Source organism: Enterobacter sp. C3_dUdeg, from assembly GCF_057536195.1.
On record NZ_BAAKFX010000002.1, the window covers coordinates 182,921 to 206,672 of the forward strand.

18 protein-coding genes are annotated in these 23,752 nt (G+C 51.7%); 8 read left to right on the top strand and 10 right to left on the bottom strand.

Annotation, left to right across the window (positions count from 1 at the left end):
• Positions 1-391 precede the first annotated feature (391 nt).
• The 3 genes from AC27FC_RS08390 to AC27FC_RS08400 all read left to right on the top strand — a co-directional run bounded on the left by AC27FC_RS08390 (position 392) and on the right by AC27FC_RS08400 (position 6,556).
• Complete coding sequence (locus AC27FC_RS08390) at positions 392-3,001, top strand: two-partner secretion domain-containing protein (RefSeq protein WP_196354735.1); 2,610 nt, start codon at positions 392-394, stop codon at positions 2,999-3,001.
• A gap of 94 nt (positions 3,002-3,095) precedes the next feature.
• Positions 3,096-4,754 carry a ShlB/FhaC/HecB family hemolysin secretion/activation protein gene (locus tag AC27FC_RS08395; RefSeq protein ID WP_196354736.1) on the top strand — a complete coding sequence of 553 codons (1,659 nt, stop codon included), beginning with the start codon at positions 3,096-3,098 and terminating at the stop codon, positions 4,752-4,754.
• An 86-nt stretch (positions 4,755-4,840) separates the two neighbouring features.
• Positions 4,841-6,556: an O-antigen ligase family protein gene (locus tag AC27FC_RS08400; protein ID WP_196354737.1), complete on the top strand. Its 1,716-nt coding sequence runs from the start codon at positions 4,841-4,843 to the stop codon at positions 6,554-6,556.
• 355 nt (positions 6,557-6,911) lie between these two features.
• On the opposite strand, the gene AC27FC_RS08405 is transcribed toward AC27FC_RS08400, so the two are convergent.
• From AC27FC_RS08405 to AC27FC_RS08435, 7 genes are all read right to left on the bottom strand, one after another.
• Positions 6,912-7,892: a fimbrial protein gene (locus tag AC27FC_RS08405; protein WP_196354738.1), complete on the bottom strand. Its 981-nt coding sequence runs from the start codon at positions 7,890-7,892 to the stop codon at positions 6,912-6,914.
• Between the two features lie 120 nt (positions 7,893-8,012).
• Positions 8,013-8,570, bottom strand: coding sequence for a fimbrial protein (locus AC27FC_RS08410; RefSeq protein ID WP_234090095.1), 558 nt, complete (start codon positions 8,568-8,570; stop codon positions 8,013-8,015).
• Positions 8,551-9,075: a fimbrial protein gene (locus AC27FC_RS08415; protein ID WP_232959875.1), complete on the bottom strand. Its 525-nt coding sequence runs from the start codon at positions 9,073-9,075 to the stop codon at positions 8,551-8,553. Before AC27FC_RS08415 ends, AC27FC_RS08410 begins: the two co-directional genes overlap by 20 nt.
• A 14-nt stretch (positions 9,076-9,089) precedes the next feature.
• A complete protein-coding gene (locus AC27FC_RS08420; RefSeq protein ID WP_196354741.1) occupies positions 9,090-11,720 on the bottom strand; it encodes a fimbrial biogenesis usher protein in 2,631 nt (876 codons plus the stop codon).
• A 22-nt stretch (positions 11,721-11,742) separates the two neighbouring features.
• Positions 11,743-12,426, bottom strand: a complete 684-nt coding sequence (locus AC27FC_RS08425; RefSeq protein WP_112778353.1) for a fimbria/pilus periplasmic chaperone — start codon at positions 12,424-12,426, stop codon at positions 11,743-11,745.
• Positions 12,427-12,485: 59 nt separating this feature from the next.
• The gene (locus AC27FC_RS08430; RefSeq protein WP_112778348.1) at positions 12,486-13,019 is read right to left on the bottom strand and encodes a fimbrial protein; all 534 of its coding nucleotides are present in this window, start codon (positions 13,017-13,019) and stop codon (positions 12,486-12,488) included.
• Positions 13,020-13,096: 77 nt separating this feature from the next.
• Positions 13,097-13,645: a fimbrial protein gene (locus tag AC27FC_RS08435; RefSeq protein ID WP_196354742.1), complete on the bottom strand. Its 549-nt coding sequence runs from the start codon at positions 13,643-13,645 to the stop codon at positions 13,097-13,099.
• A 284-nt stretch (positions 13,646-13,929) separates the two neighbouring features.
• Between AC27FC_RS08435 and AC27FC_RS08440 the strand changes: the two genes are divergently transcribed.
• The 3 genes from AC27FC_RS08440 (at position 13,930) to AC27FC_RS08450 (ending at position 16,083) form a co-directional block, all read left to right on the top strand.
• Positions 13,930-14,604 carry a fimbrial biogenesis chaperone gene (locus AC27FC_RS08440; RefSeq protein ID WP_375156381.1) on the top strand — a complete coding sequence of 225 codons (675 nt, stop codon included), beginning with the start codon at positions 13,930-13,932 and terminating at the stop codon, positions 14,602-14,604.
• A 12-nt stretch (positions 14,605-14,616) separates the two neighbouring features.
• Positions 14,617-15,174, top strand: coding sequence for a fimbrial protein (locus AC27FC_RS08445; protein ID WP_172620524.1), 558 nt, complete (start codon positions 14,617-14,619; stop codon positions 15,172-15,174).
• A gap of 300 nt (positions 15,175-15,474) precedes the next feature.
• Complete coding sequence (locus AC27FC_RS08450) at positions 15,475-16,083, top strand: helix-turn-helix domain-containing protein (protein ID WP_165356692.1); 609 nt, start codon at positions 15,475-15,477, stop codon at positions 16,081-16,083.
• Positions 16,084-16,098: 15 nt separating this feature from the next.
• On the opposite strand, the gene AC27FC_RS08455 is transcribed toward AC27FC_RS08450, so the two are convergent.
• A complete protein-coding gene (locus tag AC27FC_RS08455; RefSeq protein ID WP_094934726.1) occupies positions 16,099-16,968 on the bottom strand; it encodes a helix-turn-helix transcriptional regulator in 870 nt (289 codons plus the stop codon).
• A 107-nt stretch (positions 16,969-17,075) separates the two neighbouring features.
• Here AC27FC_RS08455 and AC27FC_RS08460 point away from each other — a divergent pair, with 107 nt between their 5' ends.
• Both AC27FC_RS08460 and AC27FC_RS08465 read left to right on the top strand, forming a co-directional pair.
• A complete protein-coding gene (locus tag AC27FC_RS08460; RefSeq protein ID WP_196354743.1) occupies positions 17,076-18,512 on the top strand; it encodes an MFS transporter in 1,437 nt (478 codons plus the stop codon).
• A gap of 65 nt (positions 18,513-18,577) precedes the next feature.
• Complete coding sequence (locus tag AC27FC_RS08465; protein WP_033144837.1) at positions 18,578-19,819, top strand: mechanosensitive ion channel family protein; 1,242 nt, start codon at positions 18,578-18,580, stop codon at positions 19,817-19,819.
• A gap of 82 nt (positions 19,820-19,901) precedes the next feature.
• On the opposite strand, the gene pheP is transcribed toward AC27FC_RS08465, so the two are convergent.
• Positions 19,902-21,290, bottom strand: a complete 1,389-nt coding sequence (gene pheP / locus AC27FC_RS08470; protein ID WP_047061279.1) for a phenylalanine transporter — start codon at positions 21,288-21,290, stop codon at positions 19,902-19,904.
• 103 nt (positions 21,291-21,393) lie between these two features.
• Positions 21,394-23,577, bottom strand: a complete 2,184-nt coding sequence (locus AC27FC_RS08475) for a TonB-dependent receptor (RefSeq protein WP_196354744.1) — start codon at positions 23,575-23,577, stop codon at positions 21,394-21,396.
• Positions 23,578-23,752 lie beyond the last annotated feature (175 nt).

Below are 23,752 nucleotides of genomic sequence, written 5' to 3' on the forward strand. Positions count from 1 at the left end.
GCTGGGTTCCGGCGTGCCTGTTTTCAATACCGCATACTCCCGTTGTGTATAAATGCATCCGTTAGCAGGCAAATTATTTGTAACAGCATAGAAATACCTATATCGGAAATTTCGCATACAATTTAATAATTAATAATTACGTTCTTCTATGTGATATCAACCAGTTATAGCCTCTCACCATCCCAATCAATAATCCTCAAAAATATATCCATTTATTTTTTGTCACGCTCACGTTAATTAGTCCCTTCTGGTACCGCATTAATTAATGCACATTTTGTATGAATTGTTACATGTCTATTTTTGGAATCGAGGTTCTGCATGTTTTTATGTGCGTCCATTTCGCATGAAGAGAAATGGGAACACTTTTTCAAGGAATTACAAGGATAGATATATGAAAAATAAAAGTGCAGTGAGCACAAAGGCTAATTCAAAGGTATTGCACGCCAAACTGGCGCCGACCTGCTTTGCGACCATGCTTGCGCTGGGCATGATTATGCCAGCTCAGGCTGCCATCGTGGCAGGTAATACCGATAAACCGGCCATTCATACGGATGCAAGTGGCGCAACCATCGTTGATATCAACAAGGCGAGCGCGGGTGGGGTTTCCCATAACGTTTATTCCGAATTTAACGTCGACAGCAACGGCGTGATCCTGAATAACAGCGGCACAGCAACCAACACCCAATTAGCAGGCCAGATCAATGGCAACGCGAATATGGCCGGCGGCAGCGCTAAAGTGATCCTGAACGAAGTGCGTTCATCCGATCCGAGCCAGCTGAACGGCATGGTCGAAGTGGCGGGCCAGTCCGCGCAGGTGATTATCGCCAACCCATCAGGCATTACCTGTGACGGCTGCGGCTTTATCAATACCAACCACGCTACGCTGACCACCGGTACTGCCACCTACGATAACAAGGGTAATGTTAGCGGTCTGGATGTGAGCAAAGGTCAGGTGACCATCACCGGTAAAGGGATGGATACTCGTTCTACGCAGTACACCGACATTATTGCCCGTTCAGTGAAGGTCAATGCGAAACTTCAGGCTAACGAACTGAATATCGTCACGGGTAATAACCACATTGATAAATATGGCCGTGTGCAGAAGAAGTATGACAGCAGCAATGCCCCAGACGTAGCGCTGGATGTGTCTGCGCTGGGCTCCATGTACGCGAATAAAATCTATATGGAAGGCACTGACGCCGGCGTTGGCGTGCATATCGATCGTTCTGACCTGACGGCATCCGACACGCTGTCAATCAACGTTGAGGGTGTGGTCGAAAACAACGGCGGACGTATCAGCGGTAAAAATTCAGTTACCGTGATGGGAAGTGATGTCCTGAACCATAACGGTCAGATTACCTCTGAGGGTATGGTGTTCGTTACCGCAGACAACACGCTGGACAACACTAACGGCGTCATTAAAGCTGCGATGGTGAATGTTTCCGGCAAAAATACCGTTAACAGCCATGGTTCCATTCAGGGCAGCCAGAATACCTTTATTACCGCTGACTCGCTGGACAACAGCGACGGTGAAATTCTCAGCAATGGCGATTTGACGATCGGCCGCGCCTCCTGGAATTACAACGCGCAAGGCGTGAATAACACCCATGGCCGCATTGTTGCTAAGGGTGCCCTCAGCGTTGACGCTGCCAGCCTGAACAACTCCGCTGGCCGCGTAGAAACCAACGGTGCGATGAGCGTCAATGTCGACACGCTGACAAACGACAACGGTCTCATTTCCGCCGGGAACGGCTGGAACATGATTAGCGCCTCCATGCTGAACAACGATAACGGTGTGATTCAGTCTCTGGGATCTGACAGCCAGCTTCAGGTGAGCGGCAACAACATGCTCTCTAACCGCAATGGATCAATCCACAGTGACGGCTCTGTTTCAATCAATGGCGCGCTGGATAATATGTCCGGCACCATCGCAGCCGAAAAAGACCTCTTTATGTACGGCACGTCCTACTATTCTGACCTTGCCAGTAAGATGGAAGCAGGCGGCAATATCGACATGACCGTGACCGGTACGTTCCAGAACGCCGGAACCCTTAAAGCGGGTCAGGATATGATGTTAACCATCGGTTCTAATGGCTGGAATAACTATGGCGGCCCGGCGCAAAACAGCGGTTCCATCGCGGCTGGCGGTCGCCTGGCGCTGCAGATGAACAGCAGTCAGTTCGACAACAGCGGCGACATTACCGCTAATCAGATGGATCTTCAGCTGGCAGACCTGTCCAACAGCGGCTCGATCGTCAGCAAGAATGATATCAACCTGAACACCACTAGCCTGGAAAACCGGGGCAACGGTACGCTCGTCGCAGACCATAACATCAACATTACCGCCTCTTATCTGATGACCGATGCAGGCAGCCAGATCAACGCGGGTTCTGATGCCATGCTGTTTGTCATGAACAATCTGGACAACAGCGGTGACATCCGCGCGGCGCATGACATTAATCTCGACGTAATGGGCAGCTACGGCTGGTCTCAAAGCACCGCGTATAACTACGGCACGATTGTGGCGGGTAATACCCTGAACGCACAGATGGACCGCGTAACCCTCATCAACGGCGGTACGCTGTCTGCTGATAACGGTATTACCCTGGTCAGCAACTACCTGACCAACAGCGGTAACATCACCAGTGCAAGCGGTATTACGCTGAACACGGCTAACGGCATTAACAACGAAGCCAGCGGTAATATTACCGGCGATCGCGTGTACACCATGGGTTACGTCAATAACATGGGTGTGATTAACGAGACCAGTACAGCAAATCAAGACAACGGTAGTAACACTGCTGATAACAATAATACCAACCCAGATTCAGATACCACGGCGAATAATAGTGGAAATACCACCGTTAAGCCAAACGGTACACCTGAAGGTAATGGCGTTTGGGAAAACGGCGTTGTCTATTATCCGGGCGATCTGTATTACGGGTATCCCATTCAGGATATCGTTTATTACCCAGGCGGCTACTCCATTTATACCGCGTAATCGTTTGAAATAAACCAAAGCCCCATTCCTGCAATGGGGCTATCTATTTTTTTCGTTAAATTCAGGATCCTTCGCGGTCCATAAAGTTATTTACATGACTAATTATCGATCTGGCCTCGTTCTGCTATCACTGCTCGCGTCACTTCCCGACACTGTACATGCCGAACCGGCCACCACTCAGCAGCAGGATCAGGCGAGGCACGAACAGCTTGCACCGCCTGGGAAGTCAGTCCTTTCATCAGAAGGCATGCTCGCAACTGATGCGCTTGCACTGCCACATGAGACAGTGTGCTACGACATTCGGCATCTGAACATCGACAATACGCAGTCGCTTCCTCACTGGCTCACTTTTCGCGATATCATTCGTCAGGCTGAGAATAACTGTATCGGCGTGAAGGGAATTAAAGCCATACATACGGCCGTGCAGAATCGATTAATATCCCACGGATTTATTACTACCCGCGTATTAATACCGGAGCAAAATTTGCACAAGGGAACGTTAACCCTGCGAATTCTGCCTGGACGCGTCAGTGATGTCATTATTCAGGATGAAAGCGGCCTCTCCGTTCATAGCTGGAATAACGTCCCACAAGGGACGGACGATCTCCTCGATTTACGCGGTCTGGAACAGGGGCTGGAAAACCTGCAGCGCATTCCCGGTTCGCAGGCCAGTATTCGTCTGGTGCCGGGGGAAAATCCTGGCGATACCCGCGTTGAGATCAAGCGCGACCAGCGTAAAGCCTGGCGACTGGGCAGCTGGTTTGATGATTCCGGTAGTAAATACACCGGACGGTACCAGGGGGGCCTGGCGCTGTATCTGGATAACCCCACCTCGCTCAACGATATGTTTTATGCCGCGTATGGCGGTGGTTTCAAAAATGAAAACGGCAAGCGTAACGATAATACCTCGGCGTTTTACTCCGTTCCCTGGGGATACTGGGCGCTTGAACTTTATGCCAGCCAGTACAGAACGACGCAGACTCTCCATAGCGGTGATTTTAACTACCGGTACAGTAGCGATGAAAAGTTAATGACCGCCGCGCTTAACCGCGTGGTTTACCGCAGCGCGAGCCAGAAAACCACGCTGGGCTTTAAAGGGATCAAGCGGGATTCCCGCTACGATCTTAACGACGTGGAAGTGGAGGTTCAGCACCGGGACACCAGCAGCTGGCAGCTTAGCCTGGAACATTTAGCCTATCTTCCCTTCGGTCAGCTTACGGCAAGCCTCGGTTATCAACATGCCGCACCGTGGTTTGGTGAAGAACCCGATGCTGAAGAGATGGTGGGCAGTGCCGACGCGCAGGCGCGCATTATTACGCTGAGTGCAGACGGTACTTTCCCGTTCAAACTGGGCAAGTTTGCCTTCAGCTATGAACCGCACTTCAAGCAACAGACCTCTCCGGACAGGCTGACCCAGCCCGATAAGTTCACCATCGGCAACCGCTGGACGGTGCGCGGCTTTGACGGAGAGTCCTCATTGTATGCCGACAAAGGCTGGTATCTGCGCAACGATATCAACCTGAATCTGCCGGTATGGGGAATGCAGCCGTATATTGGCGCAGACTATGGCGAAGTCAGCGGCTCAGAAAATGATTACTGGAGCGGGGCGCACATTGCCGGTGCGGTCGCTGGTGTGCGCGGGGTAAAAGGCCATCTGGGGTATGACCTTTTTGCGGGTGTGCCTCTGGCAAAACCGGATGAGATGCATACCAGTCCCGTCACGCTTGGGTTTTCGGTGCAATGGCAGTACTGACACTGAAAGTCTCAGAATGGACGCAGGAGCGTTAGCCCCTGTCGGAGGGGGTAAATACAATCATGATTTACCCTCTTCAGGCTCTAATGAACACGCTGACATCCTCTTTGATTACGCTGGCAAATATATTGCTAAACGCCCGCACGATACGCGTGCTGATACTGTCCACTTTCAGCCTTTACTGGCTGGTGCTACTCCATATCCCCTGGCCTAACAACGGCGATTACGGCATGAACCTGCCGATGAACCTGCTCTGCTGGGGCGTGATGTCCATGCTGTCGCTGCTGGTATGGCTTTTTCTGCGTACGGCAACCGTGAGTATTACACGCACCAGCATACTCATGCTGGCGAGCGCGGTTCTGTTTACGCTGCCGATCCTCTGGTCTCCTTCTGAAGGCTTGCCGACTGCCCTACCCCGGCTGGTCGGGATCTGGGGCGGAGTGATGTGTTACGTGACTCTGCTTCAGGTTCCTCTTCAGGAGAAAGAAACCACAGGGATTTTTTATCTGCTGGCTATCGCTGCCGTTGTGGAATGTCTGATTTCGCTGGCGGGGCTTTACTGCCCGGCATATCTCCCCTTCCCGCTCAATAACCTGGCTGAAAATTATTCTGGCTACGCACCGGGTATATTTCAGCAACTGAATGTCACCGCTTCATTTCTGGCGACGGGGCTGGTCGCCCTGCTGTTTGTTCTTGCCGATGCTCGATGCGTCTGTTACCGGGTTCGCGCAGAATCGTATCGCCTGCTGTTTATTTGTGTCAGCATCATAGTGATATCGGCCACGCTGGTTGTGTTTCACTCACGCACCGGCTGGCTCGGCGGGTTAATCGGCATTCTGTGCGTATCGGTGATGTTCAGCCACCCGCGTTTTCGCGTTCGAACGACAAGTCGCCGCCGCCTGCTGGTGGTCCTTTTGCCGTTCGCGGGAGGGCTTTTAGGCACGCTGCTGCTGAATCAGCCTCTGGCCGCATCCCTCGCGCACGAAAGCTCCAGCAATCAGCGGATGTTAACCCTGGAATACACGCTACGTATGATCGGCGTTCATCCTTGGCGGGGCTGGGGGTTAGGAATGTTTGAACCCGCCTTCCAGAATTTTATGGCCGCGCTGCCGTTCGATAATCCAAGCCGGGAAATGATGCAACACCCGCACAATGAGACGCTGTTTATCTGGGCGGAGGGCGGCGTGATTGCGCTGGCGGGCGGGCTGTGTCTCCTGTGGGGCTGGATAGTTCTTTTCCTGAGGCGAAAAAGCCTGTGGCAGTGGGCGGCACTGCTCACCACCTTGCCGATTCTGCTGCACACTCAGGTGGAGTTTCCACTCTATTATTCCGTGGCGCACTATTTTGCCATTCTGATTTTAATGGCCTCAGCAGACGGAGAACTCCGCACATTTCAGGTTCGCAGTTCGCGGTTACGTTGGCCGCTGGTGTTCATCGCACTGTATGGCTTAGTGCTTTCTGCACAGCTTTTTTTTGCCAGCATTGTGCTGGGAAATTTTGAGACGGGCAGACTTGCTTTCCCTGAGAGCATTACCGGTTTACACGTGCCGGGACTCATGCAGATGCGATATCAGCGTGACCTTAGCCAGCTCCATTTGTTGCATTTCAACCGGTCGGGCGATATCGATGAGCTGGAAAAGTATGCCGTTGAAAACAGGGAGTGGATTACATTGCATATGGTTGAGGATGCCTGGAACGATCAGGTCAATATTATGTCCTTTTTACAGCACCAGAACGAAGCTGAGAAATTAAAAATCCAGGCCCACCGGTTAATGCCATGGGACGATCGTTTTAAGCCATAAGGGATCCAAAACGCTTTCAGCCGCGTTTATTAACGCGGCTTTTTTATATGTGGAATTACGTCCTCAAGGCAGATCCACGTATTCCTCCCTCTCCTCAGAATGTCATCACTCCTGCAGTTTAAAATAGCCTATAGCGAGGTACGTCCCAGCAAAAATACCTTCTGGCATTGCGGCTAGAGACAACAGGTTTTGGCGGTACGCCGTTGAAAAGTATAGTTGAAGCGGGAAGAAGATTGGTATCGACGCTAACTCTGCGTAAATCGCCCGAATCAAACCCGTTCAGGGCAAGAATTGGGAATAAAACGAGGCAGAAAAAATGAGGCCGGGCGTCCTGCCCGGTCGGTCATTGCGGACGTTACTGGTAAATGAGTTCCAGAACTGCCGTGGCATTTGCTACGCCAGGACGAATTGCTTCTTTAGTTTGAATATAGCGAGCGGTAATAGGAAAACTTTCTTTCCCGCCGGAAGATTTTTTCAAAGTAATGAGTTTGTTGATTTCAAGCGGCGTACCATTATAAAGAAGCTGAACGCCTACACCATCTGCAACGCCGTTCTGGCCCTGATTGCCACTGAGTGCCAGAATACTCTTTTCGGTTGAATCAGGGTTCTGTACGCCATTAAGCTTAATATTGATATTTGCGTTGGCATTGCAGTCCAGCTTAAGATCCACCGTGCTCGTCTTATCAGGAGTAGAATTCACCCCTTTAAATTCAGTTGTGAGTATGTCTCCTATTGGAAAGGATAAGCCATTGCCCGATTCAATTGAACATGCCAAAGAGTTAACATTCCCTCCCGATGTATTTATGTTAAAGAGAACAGTGCTTGTTTCTAAATTGGTCACACGGCCTATTTCGCCTGCCGCCAGTCGACCCGAAGTAATATCACCAGTTTTTACTAAATAAACGGTTGCAATATTACTTGCTGTCCAATAAACATACGAACTAGTATTAGTCGGGACAGTCAAAGAAGAATTATTCTTCCCTGGATTCTCAAAATAATCGTAAGCTCCTGCACCTGAATGGGTATAAGTAAACACCTTAATGCCGACGCCTGGGATGTTTGTATTATAAACGGAGGCGAGTGATGTTTTAGTTGCACCGGCATAATTCATCTTCATCTCTTGCGTGCATGTACCGCTGGCTGCCAAGATGCTTATCGTCGCCGGGACGGAAACTTCCTTCTGCAATAACACGGTGCCTACCGGCACATCTCTTTGTATATTAAGATCGTTAAAGGTAAAATCTGCTACCTGGCCTTGACCACCTAGACTACAACTAGCATAGCTATAACTACAAAACAAAAAAGAAATAAGGAAAAAAAAGATATTTCGATTCATAACACATATCTCATAAAAACCTAAAGTCAGATCAATCCTTCTTTAGTTACTGAAAAAGAGAATACAATGAACTTGTATTAAATATGAAACAGAAAAGCCATAAATCTGTCATTGGCCGTTTCACTCATAATTTATGACAAACGTCACCGTCACATTCGTGCTTCCCGCCGTAACGCTGTCTTTTACAGCCGTATAACGCGCCGAGAAATCCAATACCGCCTCAGCCTGCTCCGGTTTCAGTGCTACACCCGTGCTGGTTTTCCCCGGTGGGACAGGCTTACCGTTACCGTCATAGATTCCCAGTGCCAGACCACTGACTGAATCTGAACTGACGTCAATAGCGAATAAATCAGAGTTTAGTGAATCCGCAACGCCCGAAAAGGTAACGGTGGCTTCACTTGCCGCCGGTCCGCAATGTTCCAAATTAATGGAGAATGACTTATCGGGTGAACTGTCTCCTGCTTTCCTGAATTGTTTTTGTGCCATCACCCCCATATCCACAACGAAATTTTGTGAATCAGAAGCAATTTCGCAAGTGTTATCCTGAATAACACCTGCAATATTCACCGTTCCGTCATGGGCCTGTGACAGGCCACAAAAAATCATCACTAACAAGGAAATAAACTGTATCTTATTACATTGAATCATGACCAGTAACTCATTGATATGATAAATCAAAAAATAAAACCGCTGTCGCATCACCAGGCGTCACAGGATATTTTGTTGATTTGTAACGCAACAGAAAGGAGAGCGTATTTTCTCCCTCATCCAATGGAAATGTCTTCGATTCGGACTTATTAAAAGGTATGGTTTTGCCCCCGTTATCCAGCAATTCAATACCAATACCTGTAGCGAGTGTCGTTCCTGTTTCAGTTTCGCTCAGAGCGAGTAATACTGGATTGTCAGCATCGGGCGTACCCGAAAACTTAACCGAAACTGAAGCCAATTTACTGTAACAATTTGAGAGATTAATATTCATCGCTTTGAATGCAGAATTACTGCCGACAGAGGGAAAATCCTTACCTGAAAATGAGCCTATAGTGATTTTTTTTGTGAAAGCAACCTCACAGACGCTTGCCACCACATCGCCAGAGATGGTCAGGGTACTTTCGCTCGCCTTAACCGGAAATATCCCTGCCACAGAAAAAATAAGCAAGAAAAAACATAACACATTATTTTTCATGGTTTCCTTCCCTATTAGCGACAAATCAATTTGATCTGCGTAATCGCTGTATTTTCTGCTTCAACAGGAAGTTGATAGCTTGCGTTACAGGTCATGTTGCTGCCCTCTCCCCACTGCACCGTGAATGTGCCCTTTTGCGCCAGGCCGGATAGATAAACCTGTCCATCCTCTCCAACAATGCTGCCAGTACCATCGTCACGCGTGACGGTCGCCCCAAACGGAACAGGCTGGTTATTATGCAGCAACGTTATCAGTGCACGGCTACCTACATGGGCCTTGAAGGAGACGCGAACCAGAGCACCTTTTGTAGGAACAACATCTGCTACCGTGTCCTCAAGATCAACTTTGTCACCCAGTGTTGTGGTGTCCAGGCCTATACGGTTTTTACGGTAGGTCGTTGCGAAAGGCACAACAGCATATCCACGCCAGTCCGTTTTAACGCCGGTGGAGTTTTCAACTTTAACGTTATCCGCACCCGGCGCTTCAACCAGGACATTCGTTTCCCCTAGCGGCTGGCTCAGAGTAATGCCGTGTCGATGCGCCACGATGCCGCCCGCAACGCCGTAGGTCACCTGCTGAGAATTACTGCTGTCGTAGCTGTAACCTACGTTGGCATTACCATATCCGCCCTGATAAGCAAGGCTGGCATTACCGCTATTACCTGTACCCTGATTACCGTAGCCCTGCTGAACGCTGTAGCTCAGGTTATTGCCTTCCAGCAGAGTACCGCTGATCCCGGCGTTCTGGGTGACGCTACCGTGGTTATCGTGGTTCATGCTGTATGTCGCAAATGCGTTATTTGACGACGAGGCTCCCTGCGCTGAGAGCCATTTACCGATCGGTAACGACAGGTTGAATGCAATCATTTTGTCGGCTACGGGTTGGCCGGACATCTGGCTGTAGTTGTAGCTCAAACCGATATTAATATCCTTCCAGGTGGTGTTATAACCAAACTGCACCAGCGTATCTTTATCATCGTTATGCCAGTAACTTTGCTGGCTTCCGCTGAGATAAATGGAGCCAAAACCACCCAGTTGTTGAGAAATATTGACCTGCAACTTTCCGCGCTTGGTGTAATAGAGGTTGTAGTAGTCGAACCAGTGCGGCACATCGTTGTTATCATCATCATCCTCGTTCAGCGGATTGCTGTTGTAGCCATCCATGTGCTTGTACGTAGTATCCGTAAAGGTGTAATAGCCTGACGTTGAATAGCGATAGCCCAATAACTGGAAGTTAGTTCCTATTTCGTTTAACGATTTTGCATAAAGCAAACGCAATGACTGACCGCTATGCTCGGTCTCATCAATAAGCGTACTTTGGGCGTGAGTGACATCCGCAGACAGCGCGCCCCAGTGGCCCATATTGACCCCCGTCCCAATCGCCATTGACTTGTAGTTGTCAGACAGCTGTGCGCCGCCATACAACGTAAAACCATGCGGCAAGCCCCAGCTTAATGTTCCTTGTGTGAAAGAGACTTGATCTTGCTGTTCGTTGCTGGTGCGGTACTTCGCGGCTGTGGCAGAATATTTCAGACGACCTTCGCGCTGTAGTAACGGGACGGCGGAATAAGGGACAGAATAGGAGGTAATAGCACCATCCTGCTCTTTTACTTCTACCGTCAAATCCCCGCTTGAGGATGTCGGAAAGAGATCGTCTATTGCAAAGGCGCCAGGCGCTACGTAAGTCTGATAAATAACGTATCCGTTTTGTTTGATCGTCACCTGAGCGTTGCTTTTTGCAATACCGCGCACCGTGGGGGCGAAGCCTTTTAGGCTGTCCGGCAACATATTGTCGTCTGAGGCCAGCTGAACACCACGGAAGCTAACGCTGTCAAACACGTCACCACTGGTATAACTGTCACCCACCGTCAGTTCACTTTTCAGCGAGATGATCGTGCGTTCCAGAAAACCACTAATGTGTTGCCACTGGCTGGTTGTCTCTCCATTACTACTGGTGCTACGGTTAAATGTAGAATAGTCACGATAACGCCATGCTCCCAGGTTTACGCCGCCGTTTAGCCCCAGAAAATTGCTGCTACCTTCGCCGCTGCTGTCTTTTCGTCTGGAGCCATTCAGGTTGTAGTTCAGAAGCAGGGCGTTAATCCCCTGATCCCATTTTTCCGGAGGAATGTAGCCCCGTGCGCTATTTTTAAGCGCAACCTGTGGCACACTGAGATCCAGGCGCTGCTTGCTAAAATCAAAACTGGCTTTAGCCCCCTCAATCAAAGTCGCGATGTCGATACACTGTACGTCTACAGACTGTTTTCGGTCTTGCGGAATACTCAGATCGAGCCCCAGGCCGCCCAACACCTTCTCAGATAAACAGGCCGTCAAACCTGTATCATCGGAGGATGACGGGGCACTGGAATTCTGCGTTTGCCGCGCCTGAAACTCGACATCATGACTGGTGATAAAATCATTATTGAGATAGATGTCTACGCGATATATCCCAGGGGCCTGGCTGCCGTCGTTTTCAAAGCGGGATAGATCGGCAACCTGATTTTTGCCATCCGCTAAAAAAGCCGGATTAAAATAGTTCTCTGCATGCAAAACACCGGGAAATAAACCCGTTCCAATAACTAAAGCTAATGGAGATAACCGCCAGCAGACTGCATTAATCATTCGAGCTTGTTTTCGAAGTTTCATAACATCTTATGACCTGTCTGCATTACGCATTGCATGTTAGTGCTGGGGTTACTGCGCCATAGTCATTCATGGTCTGGAAAGAGATACTGCCCTGGGCATTATCCGGCGCCGTTACCTGAAGGTTACCCATTGGGGGAACCATGTTGTTCGGCAATGCTTTCCCTCCAACGCTGAATTTCACCAGCGAAACAAAATAGGGAGAAGGGTTTGTAATGGTGATGCTTTTTCCACTACGCTGGCAACGCAGCGTTGCAGGTGCATCCATTGATTTCATTTTTAAATGCGCAGGGCGAACAAATAATTTGATCACACTTTGCGTAGCGATCTGTAAGGTATTACCCTGAAGTTGTTTTTTATCGAGTGAAGGTATTGCTTTGTTATTGAAGTAAAATACTGACTCGCGATCTTCCGGAAGTTTTGGGCCTACATACATGATGCGCAGAACGTTCGCTTTTTGAGGCTTCATCACAAACAATGGCGGCGTCACGGTAAACTGTGTGGATTTATTACCCTGGAGATCGGACACCCAAGATTGTACCAAAAACGTCTCTTTGTTATTGGTGTTAACAACATTGATGCTGGTTTGTTTTTCACCCAGCGGATAAATGATTCGGGTGGCCCCCAGTGCGATCCCTTCTGCATAAACAAAATGACTATTTCCCAGACAGAGCATTGGCAAGAGTAACATTGAAATAAGGGTTTTCATTTTTAAAAAATCCAAAAAAAAATAAAAAAGCATCCTGGTGAGCACTTATCCATTTTTACTTACTGATAAATCACCGAGAAAGTGACGGCCGCACTGGCATCCCCCGCCGTAACGGGCATCGATACAGAGCGATATCGTGCGGTAAACAGTAATGTGTTCTCTCCGGCAATCAGCGGCATTTTTGCGAGAGGTTGGCTATCAGGAATTACCTGGTTGCCTCTCATATCAAAAATACCAATTCCGACGCCCTTTGCAGCACCAGAGCCAAAACCTGCCTGAAAGACCTGTGGATCCTTAAGATCAGCCAGTCCGTTGAAGGTGACGCCTGCCGACTCGCTGGTTGAAGTGGCACAATTTTCAAGCTTAATCCAGAAGGTGACCGGTTCCGCCCAACTTCCTGGCCCTAAAAATGAACCGGTACGGACTTGACCCATCATGACACTCTGGTCAAAACTCTGCGTATCAATTGAACATGAGCTATTAACCACAGCACCATAGAAATGCACTTTCCCCACGGTTGATATATCGCTGCTAATACCTGGCTGAATAAATAGCAGTTGAACGAAAATTATCAGTGCTATCAGACGAAACATGTTTATCTCAATAAAAAATAATGATGAAGCGCCAGAAATATCCCCCCCGGAATTCCAGAGGGGGATAAATAAAGCAATCAGGAATAGATGATCTGGAATGTAGCAACAGCTTCAACAGCACCCGCAGTTGGTTTATCGCCAGTTGTCAGATAATCAACACTCATAGGAATGGTGTTGTCGCCTTTTGACAGCGGAATGGTGTCAGATGCGATACCAGAGTTAACATTCATCGCCTTACCATCTGGCCCAAACAGGCGCAAAGCCACGCCAGTTGCTCCGCCAGAACCTGCGGTGTTAGCCAAAGCACCTGCAGTTACAGCGTCAGACTGACCGCTGAAACTGATAGCGGCATTCGTATAAGTGCTGACATCGCAGTTAGTCAGGGTCACGTAGAACGGCTTAGACTGGCCAGAAACGGCATCTTTAGCGCCGAGGCTTTTCAACGTAATTTGATCAATATGGACAACCTGGTCTTCAGATTCCAGGGCAACAGCGCACGGTGCGTCTACCACAGAACCCATAAACTTAATATTACCACCGTTGACGGTCGTAGTGCTTGCCGCCTGTGCACAGGTGGCGCTTGCCATAATAGATGCCATAACTACAGCGAACATATGCTTCTTCATTTAAAACTCCAGATACCTATAAGAAAGAAAAATCCTGTTTTCTCAAATAAAACATTATTTTTTCAGCGAAAAAATACTCAGCATGTTGCAACAATGTTTTACTGACATGGGAATTTTTACAATATTAACTTTCCAGTTCAAATGAAATGCGATCCTCTCCTGGCTCCTAAATGGGACAATGTTTAGAAGGACAATACCCTTAGCGGTACTTAGAATTACAGCATCAGCATGGAGAACTGTCTTTTCCCGTTAAGGAGTCATATATTATCTCTTGGAGTTTTACCGTGAAAATTATTTCTATTTTACTGCTTGGCTGCACTATCGCTGCCAACTGCCAGATGGCTCATGCAACGGTCAATATTGGCGGAACACGCCTCGTCTATGCAGGTGCAAAAAAAGAAGTGTCGCTCAGCGTTCGTAATCCGGACAGTAGTCCTTATCTTATCCAGACGGTTATCGATAATCTTGATAGTAGTCCGCAAAAACCGCCCTTTATCATCACCCCTCCGCTTTATCGCCTTGATGGAGGGAAAGAAAACCTGATGCGCGTTATCCAGTCAGGAAATCTTCCACAAGATAAAGAGTCCATGTTCTGGCTACGTGTTAAGGCAATCCCATCTGCGCCACGTGAAAAAAATACGCTACAGATTGCGGTATCAACCAGCATCAAACTGATTTACCGCCCGGACTCGCTGAAAAACCTGGATGTAGAGAAAGAGAGCGACAAACTCAGCTGGCATATCTCTGGCAACCAACTGGATATCAACAATCCGACGCCCTGCTACATTAATTTCAATGAAATCAGTGTTGCCGGAAAAAAACTCACGAATGTCTCCTATGCGTCTCCAGGAAAAACAACATCTTTTACGCTACCTGCGGGTGTTAATTCAGGAAATATTCAATTTAGCGTCATCAGCGACTTCGGCGCTGTGGGTAAGATGCACTCAAAATCTGCTTAAATGGTTATGATTATGTTTAACGTAAATAAATTCTTTTTATCATCAACAGCCTGTATTTTCCTTGCTGCGGGTATTGTCCACTCGGCTTTTGCCGTAGACCCAGTACAAATTACCGTAACGGGGAATATTGTCGCCTCACCTTGTGTAATCGATACGGGAAGCGAGTCATTAAATATTTCTCTGGGAGACCAGTTGCAAAGCGCCGATCTCAATGCAGCAGGAAGCGGTTCTGCATGGGTACCAATTAACGTCGTTTTCAAAAGCTGTCCGGCGGGTACTTCAACCATTACCGCGACATTTCACGGCACAGCCGATGCTGGGGACCCGAATACACTGTACAGCAACACGGCAGTAGATGCGGGTGAAAACAAAGCGGCCAAAAACATCGCTGTTCAGCTTGAAGGTTTGGCTAATGAAGCTTACGGCAACGGCAAAACGGCGACTATTGATATTGCCTCCGCAGGCACGACCCCCACCTTTAAGATGCATACTCGCGCTTTCAGTAAAGACGGTGGCGCGACACCGGGAAAAATCAGCTCCGTTATCACGATGTCATTCACGTATAACTAACAAACGGGTTTTTCTCCCGGATACGGCTCAAGGATGGCCGTTTTCGGTCATTTTTTGATTATAGGGTGCTGAAAGGGGTATCATGATTTTCTCTCGCTTTGCGTCTTTGCTGGCTGCATTCAACGCGTTCTCCCCATCGCCTTTACGTTAAACATCCTTCACCTTTCAGCCTCTATTAAGATAACGTGTTGTTTGTTGCGCGTAGCCCATGGTGTCATTTATAACCTTGTCCTCACGACCACCACTTTTATCAACCTCTGATATACTCGTAGTGATATTTCTCTGGGAATGTTGTACGCTATGAAACCTGAAAATTATATTATAAAACTTATACATGAACTCTCTGAACCGGCGCGCGTAAGGGTAGGACGCCAACGGCAAATCATTTCATTGGATCAGCTTGAAGAACCGATGACATTCATACTGCATTCCGGCATCGTCGCCGTCTACCGAACGAGAGACCGGCTTCTACTGAAGTTTATCGAAGCCCCGATGATCGTTGGTATGAATGATCTTATTGATACCAATGCGGGTTTTTATATGCAGGCCTGCGGTGAAATTAGATATGAAATCAAACCACGAAAATCCACACTTGAAACTATTAACAATCGCAATCTTTGGCAGGAAGCCGCCTATTCGTATATGTATGCCATAAAACGTTTACTACAAGCTCACGAAACTTCGGTTGGGTTGTCTACATACGAGTTGATTCGTTTAAACCTTGTGTCACTAATGACCGAAAAAGAAGACGTTCGTCTGTCAGTTAATGCCTGTGATTACATACAGGAAAAAACCCATCTTTCGCGCAGTCGAATTATGAAGATCCTGAGCGATTTGAAAACAGGCAACTATATTAAAATTGAACGTGGGCTCTTAATGGCAATACACAGGCTTCCGGATCACTACTGACCCGGGTAACCAGGTTTATTTGTTCTGCTTCGCCAACCATGCCATTGCCCTTTCTCCCGCCTCATCCACCGGTAAATACACCAGCAGCCGCGACCCGTTTCGCGGCGCGGAGTACCAGTACATCTGCTGCAGCGTAAAATCCCCCAGCTCGGGATGGGTAAACAGCTTAAGCTGGTTCTCCACGCCGCGCACGTCGTTGCGCTGGTGCCACAGGGTTTTAAACTCTTCCGACACCGCAAAGAAGCGCGCCAGTTTGGCCTCCCACAGCGGATCGCCCCGATGCTCGGCCATCGCCGCCCGGAAATAGGAAACAAATATGGGCAGCACATCGTCACGCCTGCCGAGACGCGCGCGCCACGCCGGATGGGTGAGGAACAGGTAAATACAGTTGCGGTCTTCCGGCGGGATTTCATTGAAATCGACGCCCATCAGGTGCCCGAAGCTGTCGTTCCACGCCACGATGTCGAAATTCGGTTTCTGAATGCTGGCGGGTTTAGGCATCAGCGTATCCAGCAGGCGGCGCGTGCCCTCGCTGATACCCTCGCAGCAAACCGCCTGCGGCGCTTCACCCGGCGGCAGCCCGGCTAACACAAACAGGTGTCGGGCCTCGGTCGGGGTGCATTGCAGCGCTTTTGCCACAGCCGCCATCACCGCGCTGGACGGATTGACGTCCCTGCCCTGCTCAAGCCAGGTGTACCAGGTCACTCCCACGTCCGCGAGCATCGCCACCTCTTCCCGGCGCAGACCCGGCGTGCGGCGACGACCGCTGCGCGGCAGGCCGAGACGCTGCGGATCGAGGCTTTCGCGTCGCGCGCGTAAAAATGCCCCCAGCTGTTTTCGGGTGTCATCCTGAAGTGAGACGACGGGTTCAGACATCAAGGCCATAAATCCCCCTGCATGGTAGTGCCAGTACCAGTATAAGCAAGAACTGGTACCCGTTTATCAGATGGTTGATGCTACGACCATCTGTTGAATGACGCAATGGAGTTACCATGAATACGTCAGTTGTTTCACCGGGCCGCGCTGGCCTGATATTGCTGCTAACCGGCCAGATGCTGCCGATGATTGATACCTCAATCACCAACGTGGCGCTGGACGCCATCACCCATTCGCTGAACGCGACCGCCACCGAGCTGGAGCTGATAGTCGCCCTCTACGGCGTGGCCTTCGCCGTCTGCCTCGCGCTCGGCAGCAAGCTGGGGGATAACTTTGGCCGTCGGCGTCTGTTCATGTGGGGCGTCGCGAGCTTTGGCCTGGCCTCGCTGCTGTGCGGGATGGCGGGGAACATTGAACAGCTGCTGGCCGCGCGCATCGTTCAGGGGGCGGGAGCCGCGCTGATCGTGCCGCAAATTCTTGCTACCCTGCACGTGACGCTGAAAGGTACGGTGCACGCTAAAGCCATCAGCCTGTTTGGCGGCATCGGTGGGATTGCGTTTATCGTCGGCCAGATGGGCGGCGGCTGGCTGGTGTCGGCGGATATCGCCGGGCTGGGCTGGCGTAACGCCTTCTTCATCAACGTGCCGATTTGTCTGGTGGTGCTGGGGCTGAGCCGACATTTCGTACCCGAAACCCGTCGCGAGACGCCGTCACGCATCGACTGGACCGGAACCGTGCTGCTGGCGATCATTCTTTGCTGCCTGCTGTTCCCGATGGCGCTCGGCCCCCAGTGGCACTGGTCGTGGCCGCTGAAGGTTATGCTTCTCGCCATTATTCCGCTGGGCTGGCTGACGGCGCTGAATGCGCGCAAAAAGGAGCGAGAGAATGCCCACCCGCTGATCCCGCCGCGCCTGCTGCAGCTTCGCAGCGTTCGCTTCGGCATTCTGATTGCGATGCTCTTTTTCAGCGTCTGGTCCGGGTTTATGTTCTGTATGGCGCTGACCATGCAAACCGGTCTGGGGATGGCACCGTGGCAGTCCGGAAACAGTTTTATCGCCCTTGGGGTGACGTATTTTATCTCCGCGTGGTTCGCGCCGCGACTGATTGCTCGCTACAGCACCAGTACCATACTGCTGACGGGTCTGGCGATCCAGATTGCCGGCCTGCTGGCGCTGATCGCTACGTTCCGCGTCTGGGGAATGGAGAATACCGCCCTGACGCTGGCGCCCGCGACCGGGCTGGTCGGCTACGGGCAGGCGCTGATCGTGAACAGCTTCTACCGCATCGGGATGCGCGATATTCAGCCTGACGACGCGGGGGCCGCGAGCGCCATTCTCAGCACGCTGCAGCAGGCCGCGCTGGGGCTTGGCCCGGCCATTTTTGGCGCGATTTTGCTGCACGCGCTGCAAAACCATCACGGGGATTACACCCAGGCGGTGAACGTCTTCCTGATGGTGGAAACGGCGATGATGGTGGCGCTTGCCCTGGCGACGCTGCGCATCCGCCATAGCCTGTGCCTGCCGGTGGTGAAGGTCTGCCAGGCCACCAAATAAGCCCGGGAATTTGCATAATAGATCCGCAGCCGCCATTATGGGGCTGCATCAATACAGGAGACGTTATGCAGGAATTAATTGCTCAGGTTGAAGAGTTAGGCATTGAAATTAATCACACCACCTCTTTAGTGATTATCTTTGGTATTATTTTTCTTACCGCCATCATCGTTCATTTTATTCTGCACAAAGTGGTGCTTCGCGCTTTCGAAAAGCGCGCGCAGGCCAGCAGCCATTTATGGCTGCAGATCATTACCCAGAATAAATTATTTCACCGTCTGGCCTTCACCCTTCAGGGGATAATCGTCAACGTTCAGGCGGTACTGTGGCTGCAAAAGGGCAGCGAAGCGGCGGAAATTCTCACTACCTGCGCAAAGCTGTGGGTCATGGTGTATGCCCTGCTCTCCTTCTTCTCGCTGCTGGACGTGATTTTTAATCTGTCGCAGAAAATGGCCACCGCATCACAGCTCCCGCTGAAGGGGATCTTCCAGGGCATCAAGCTGGTGAGCGCCATCCTGGTGGGGATATTGATTATCTCCCTGCTGATCGGCCAGTCCCCGGCGATTCTGATCAGCGGTCTGGGCGCCATGGCCGCCGTTCTGATGCTGGTGTTTAAAGACCCGATACTCGGACTTGTGGCCGGGATCCAGCTTTCCGCCAACGACATGCTCAAGCTCGGCGACTGGCTGGAGATGCCCAAATACGGTGCCAACGGCACGGTAACGGACATCGGTCTGACCACCGTTAAAGTGCGCAATTTTGATAACACCATCACCACCATTCCGACGTGGGCGCTGGTCTCCGACGCCTTTATCAACTGGAGCGGCATGTCGGCCTCCGGCGGGCGACGCATTAAGCGCAGCCTGAATATTGATACCACCAGCATTCATTTTCTCGACGAGCAGGAGCAGCAGAAACTCATTCAGGCGAAGCTGCTGAAGCCCTATCTGGCCGCGCGACATGAGGAAATTAGCCTGTGGAATCAGAAGAACGGTGAAGGGGAGTCAGTATTAAATCTGCGTAAGATGACCAATATTGGGACCTTCCGCGCCTACCTGAATGAATATCTGCGCAACCATCCGCGTATTCGCAAAGATATGACGCTGATGGTGCGCCAGCTAGCGCCTGATGCGAATGGTTTGCCGATTGAAATATATGCCTTCACCAACACGGTGGTCTGGGCAGAATATGAGGAGATTCAGGCCGACATCTTCGACCATATTTTCGCAGTGGTGGATGAATTTGGGCTGCGTATTCACCAGTCCCCGACCGGGAACGATATTCGCTCGTTGACCCTACAGCATCGGTGAGGTGGGTTGCCGGGCGTGAAGGCAGGTGCAGTCTGGTGCCCTCACCCCGGCCCTCTCCCACGGGGAGAGGGAGAAAAGCAGATCACTTTTTGCGGGAAAGCTTAAACGCCACAAACAGGAAGATAACCCACACCGGCAGCAGCATCGCCGAAAGACGCATCTCATCCATGGTGCACATCAGCACCAGAATCAGCCCGAGGAAAGCGATACAGATATAGTTCCCCGCCGGGTAAAGCAGCGCTTTGAACTGCGTCTCGCGTCCCTTGCGGCGCATCGCGGCGCGAAAGCGCAGGTGCGCAAGGCAGATCATGATCCAGTTCAGCAGCAGCGTGGCAACAACCAGCGCCATCAGCAGGCCAAAGGCCTCTTTCGGCAGGAGATAGTTGATCAGCACCACCAGCGACGTAATGGCGCCGGAAAGTAACAAGGAATTCACCGGCACGCCGCGACGGCTGACGCGGGTGAGGAACTTCGGCGCGTTGCCCTGCACGGAGAGGCCGAACAGCATGCGGCTGTTGGAGTAAACGCCGCTGTTATAGACCGACAGAGACGCCACCAGAATGACGAAGTTCAGCGCCGAGGCCACCACGTTGCTGTTCAGATCGTGGAAAATCATCACGAACGGGCTGCTGTCGGACTTCACTTCCACCCACGGATAGAGCGCCAGCAGCACCACCAGCGAGCCGATGTAGAACAGCAGAATCCGGTACACCACCTGGTTGACCGCTTTGGGAATGCTTTTATGCGGGTCGCGCGCTTCCGCGGCGGTAATGCCGATCAGCTCTAGTCCACCGAAGGAGAACATGATCACTGCCAGGGAGAGGATCAGCCCTTTCCAGCCGGTCGCCAGGAAGCCGCCGTGCTGCCACAGGTTGTCGATCGTGGCGCGCTCGCCGCCGTGGCCGGAAAAGAGCAGCCACAGGCCAAAGCCGATCATCCCGATAATCGCCAGCACCTTGATCAGCGCAAACCAGAACTCGGTTTCGCCATACAGGCGCACGTTGACGAGGTTAACGGCGTTAATAATGATGAAGAAGGCCGCCGCCCAGATCCACGTCGGAACATCCGGCAGCCAGTACTGCATGTAAATGCCTGCGGCAGTCAGCTCCGCCATCCCCACCAGCACGAACATCACCCAGTAGTTCCAGCCGGACAGGAAGCCAGCAAACGGGCCCCAGTATTTATAAGCAAAGTGCGCGAAGGAGCCTGAAACCGGCTCTTCAACGACCATTTCGCCAAGCTGACGCATGATCAGGAAGGCGATAATCCCGGCGATACCGTAACCCAGCAGCACCGCCGGGCCAGCCATCTGAATAGCGGGGCCGATGCCGAGAAACAGCCCGGTACCGATCGCGCCGCCAAGGGCAATTAACTGGATATGTCGATTTTGCAAACCACGTTGCAGCGTCGGATTCTGATCCGACGAGGCTTCAGCGCTACCATGGCCTGAAGCGGATGACGCGTCTTTCACGTCCTACCCCTGTCTCTTTTTTAGAAGGGGCACGTTTTAACACTTCATGCTGGAGGTAGCAAGGGATTGGGGCATCCCTGCCCCGGATAACGAGATGGAACGCTTAAAACGCGTAGCCAACCGAGACCTTAAAGGTGCGCGGTTCGCCCTGCGTAATATAGGTACCGGAATCGTCCACGCTGGCCCAGTAGTTTTCATTGGTCACGTTGTCGATGCCCGCGCGAACCGTCATCTGGTTTTCATTGTGGTTCACCGCGAAGCGATAACGCATTCCCAGATCCAGCGTGGTGTAGCTGTCCAGCTTTTTGGTGTTTGCCAGGTCAGCGTACTGCGCGCCGGAGTGGTTCACGCGGGCGGTGGCGGTCAGGCCGTCAATCGGCTTGATGTCGTACTCAGCGCCCAGCACGGCGTAAAAGTTCGGAATCCCGATCGCATCGTTACCCTGATTCACGCCATTTTTGGTTTTGGTCAGTTCGGCCTGCAGCCAGGTAGCGCTGGCGTTCAGACGCATCCCCAGCGCGGGCTCGCCGAAGACGTTCAGCTCCACGCCACGGTTTCGCTGCTCGGCGTCCAGGCCGTAGTGGCCGCTGTCGTCGAGGATCGCCGACGGCATTTTGATTTCGAACAGCGCAAGCGATCCGCCCACGCGGCCGAAGTCTGCCTTCACGCCCACTTCGTTCTGCTTAGAGTGAACGATACCGGTGCTCTGGCCGTAGTTGGTGGCGGTGTTAGGTGCGGTTTTGCCCGGCTGCAGCGCTTCGGTGTGGTTTGCATAAAGGGAGATCGCCTCCCACGGCTTGTAGACCACGCCGTAGGTGGGCATCCAGCGGCTGCCGTCGAAACCGTCCGCCGCGTTTTCCGCCCCGGTGACTTTGTTATACCCGCGAATGACCACCTTCTGATGGCGGGCGCCTGCGGTGAACAGCAGCTTGTCATCCAGCACGCCCAGCGTATCGCTCAGCAGCCAGCCCTGGGTACGGGTGCGCCCGCTGGTCAGCGGATCGCTGTACTTTCCGCCGGAACCGTTGAAGTTGGTGCTATCCGGCATGTCGACGCCGGTGTTGTGGTAGATGTTGGTGGTCGGGTTATCTTTCGTCGCCGACATTTTCCACGCGATTTTTTCATTTTTGGTCATCGCCGAATAGCCAACGTTGACCTTGTGCGAGACGAAGCCTGTAGTGAAATTACCGCGAACGCCCGCCATGCCGCTGACGGAATCGCTGATGCGGTTGGTATCAAGACGGCTGACCGTTGCCTTGCCGCTTTTATCCACCAGCTTCGGCGCGCTGTAGATGCCTTCCTCGTGCGCGTGCTGCGCGCCAAGACCGGTATAGGCGGTCCAGCCGTCGGTGATGTCGTACTCGCTGCGCCACATCCCGAATTCGTTTTCGATGTTGCTGTAGGCCCACTTCTGCGAGAAGTTGCGATCGTTTTTCGGCGGCTCGGGAACGAAATCCACCGCGGAAATATTGACGCTGGTCGGGCTGCCGTGGAAGGTTTTCTTCTGATAGCCCAGATCCAGCGAGGTGCGGAAGCGGTCGCCGGTGTAATCCAGGCCGGTAGAGAGCAGCGTGGTGCGGCGGCGGTCATTCGGTATGCCGGTTTCCCCTTCGCGATGAACCAGGTTCACCCGCGCGCCAAGCTGGTCGCTGTCACCGTAGCGACGGCCCGCATCCAGCGTGGTGCCAATCTGGGAATCCGAGGTGTAGTCCACGCCGACTTTCGCCTGCGGGAGTTCGCCCGCGTGTTTTGGCTCAAGGTTGATCATCCCGCCCACGCCGGAGCTTGCCGCGCCGTTCATCAGCGAGTTGGCCCCTTTGAAGATCTCGATGCGGTCGACCATCTGGGTATCCACCACCTGGCGCGGCAGCACGCCGGACAGGCCGCCAAAGGTCATGTCGTCGCCGTCGAACTTCAGGCCACGGATGCGGTAGGTCTCCGCGCTGTTGCCGTACCCCTGAACGAACTGCACGCCCGCGTCGTTCGCGACGACATCGGCAATGGTTTTCGCCTGCTGATCTTCCACCAGCTTCGAGGTGTAGCTGATGATGTTGAACGGCACGTCCATGGCGTTTTGCTGGCCCAGCATACCCATGCGCCCGCCGTTCGCCACCTGTCCGTCAAGGAAGGCCGGTACCAATTGGTCGCCACCGGGTTTGAAATCGCTGGCTGATGCAGCCTGGACAACGAGGGTGTCCTCTTTTTGATTGTCCGCCGCAAAGGCGGAATGTGTCGCCGCGCCAACGGCGAGCGCCAGCAGCGTCTTGTGTATTTTGGTGTTGTTCATCGTTAACTCATTTTAAAGTGCGCGCAAAAATGACCCGTTGTCGGGCCTTAGAATGTATTGAATGCAATGCAAATGAGAACTATACGCATTATCCATGCGTTAGCAAGTGTAACCGCGTTCATAAGGAGATTTGGCGAGAAAAGAGGGGGAACAGCCACCCCGTTTCGGGGATGGC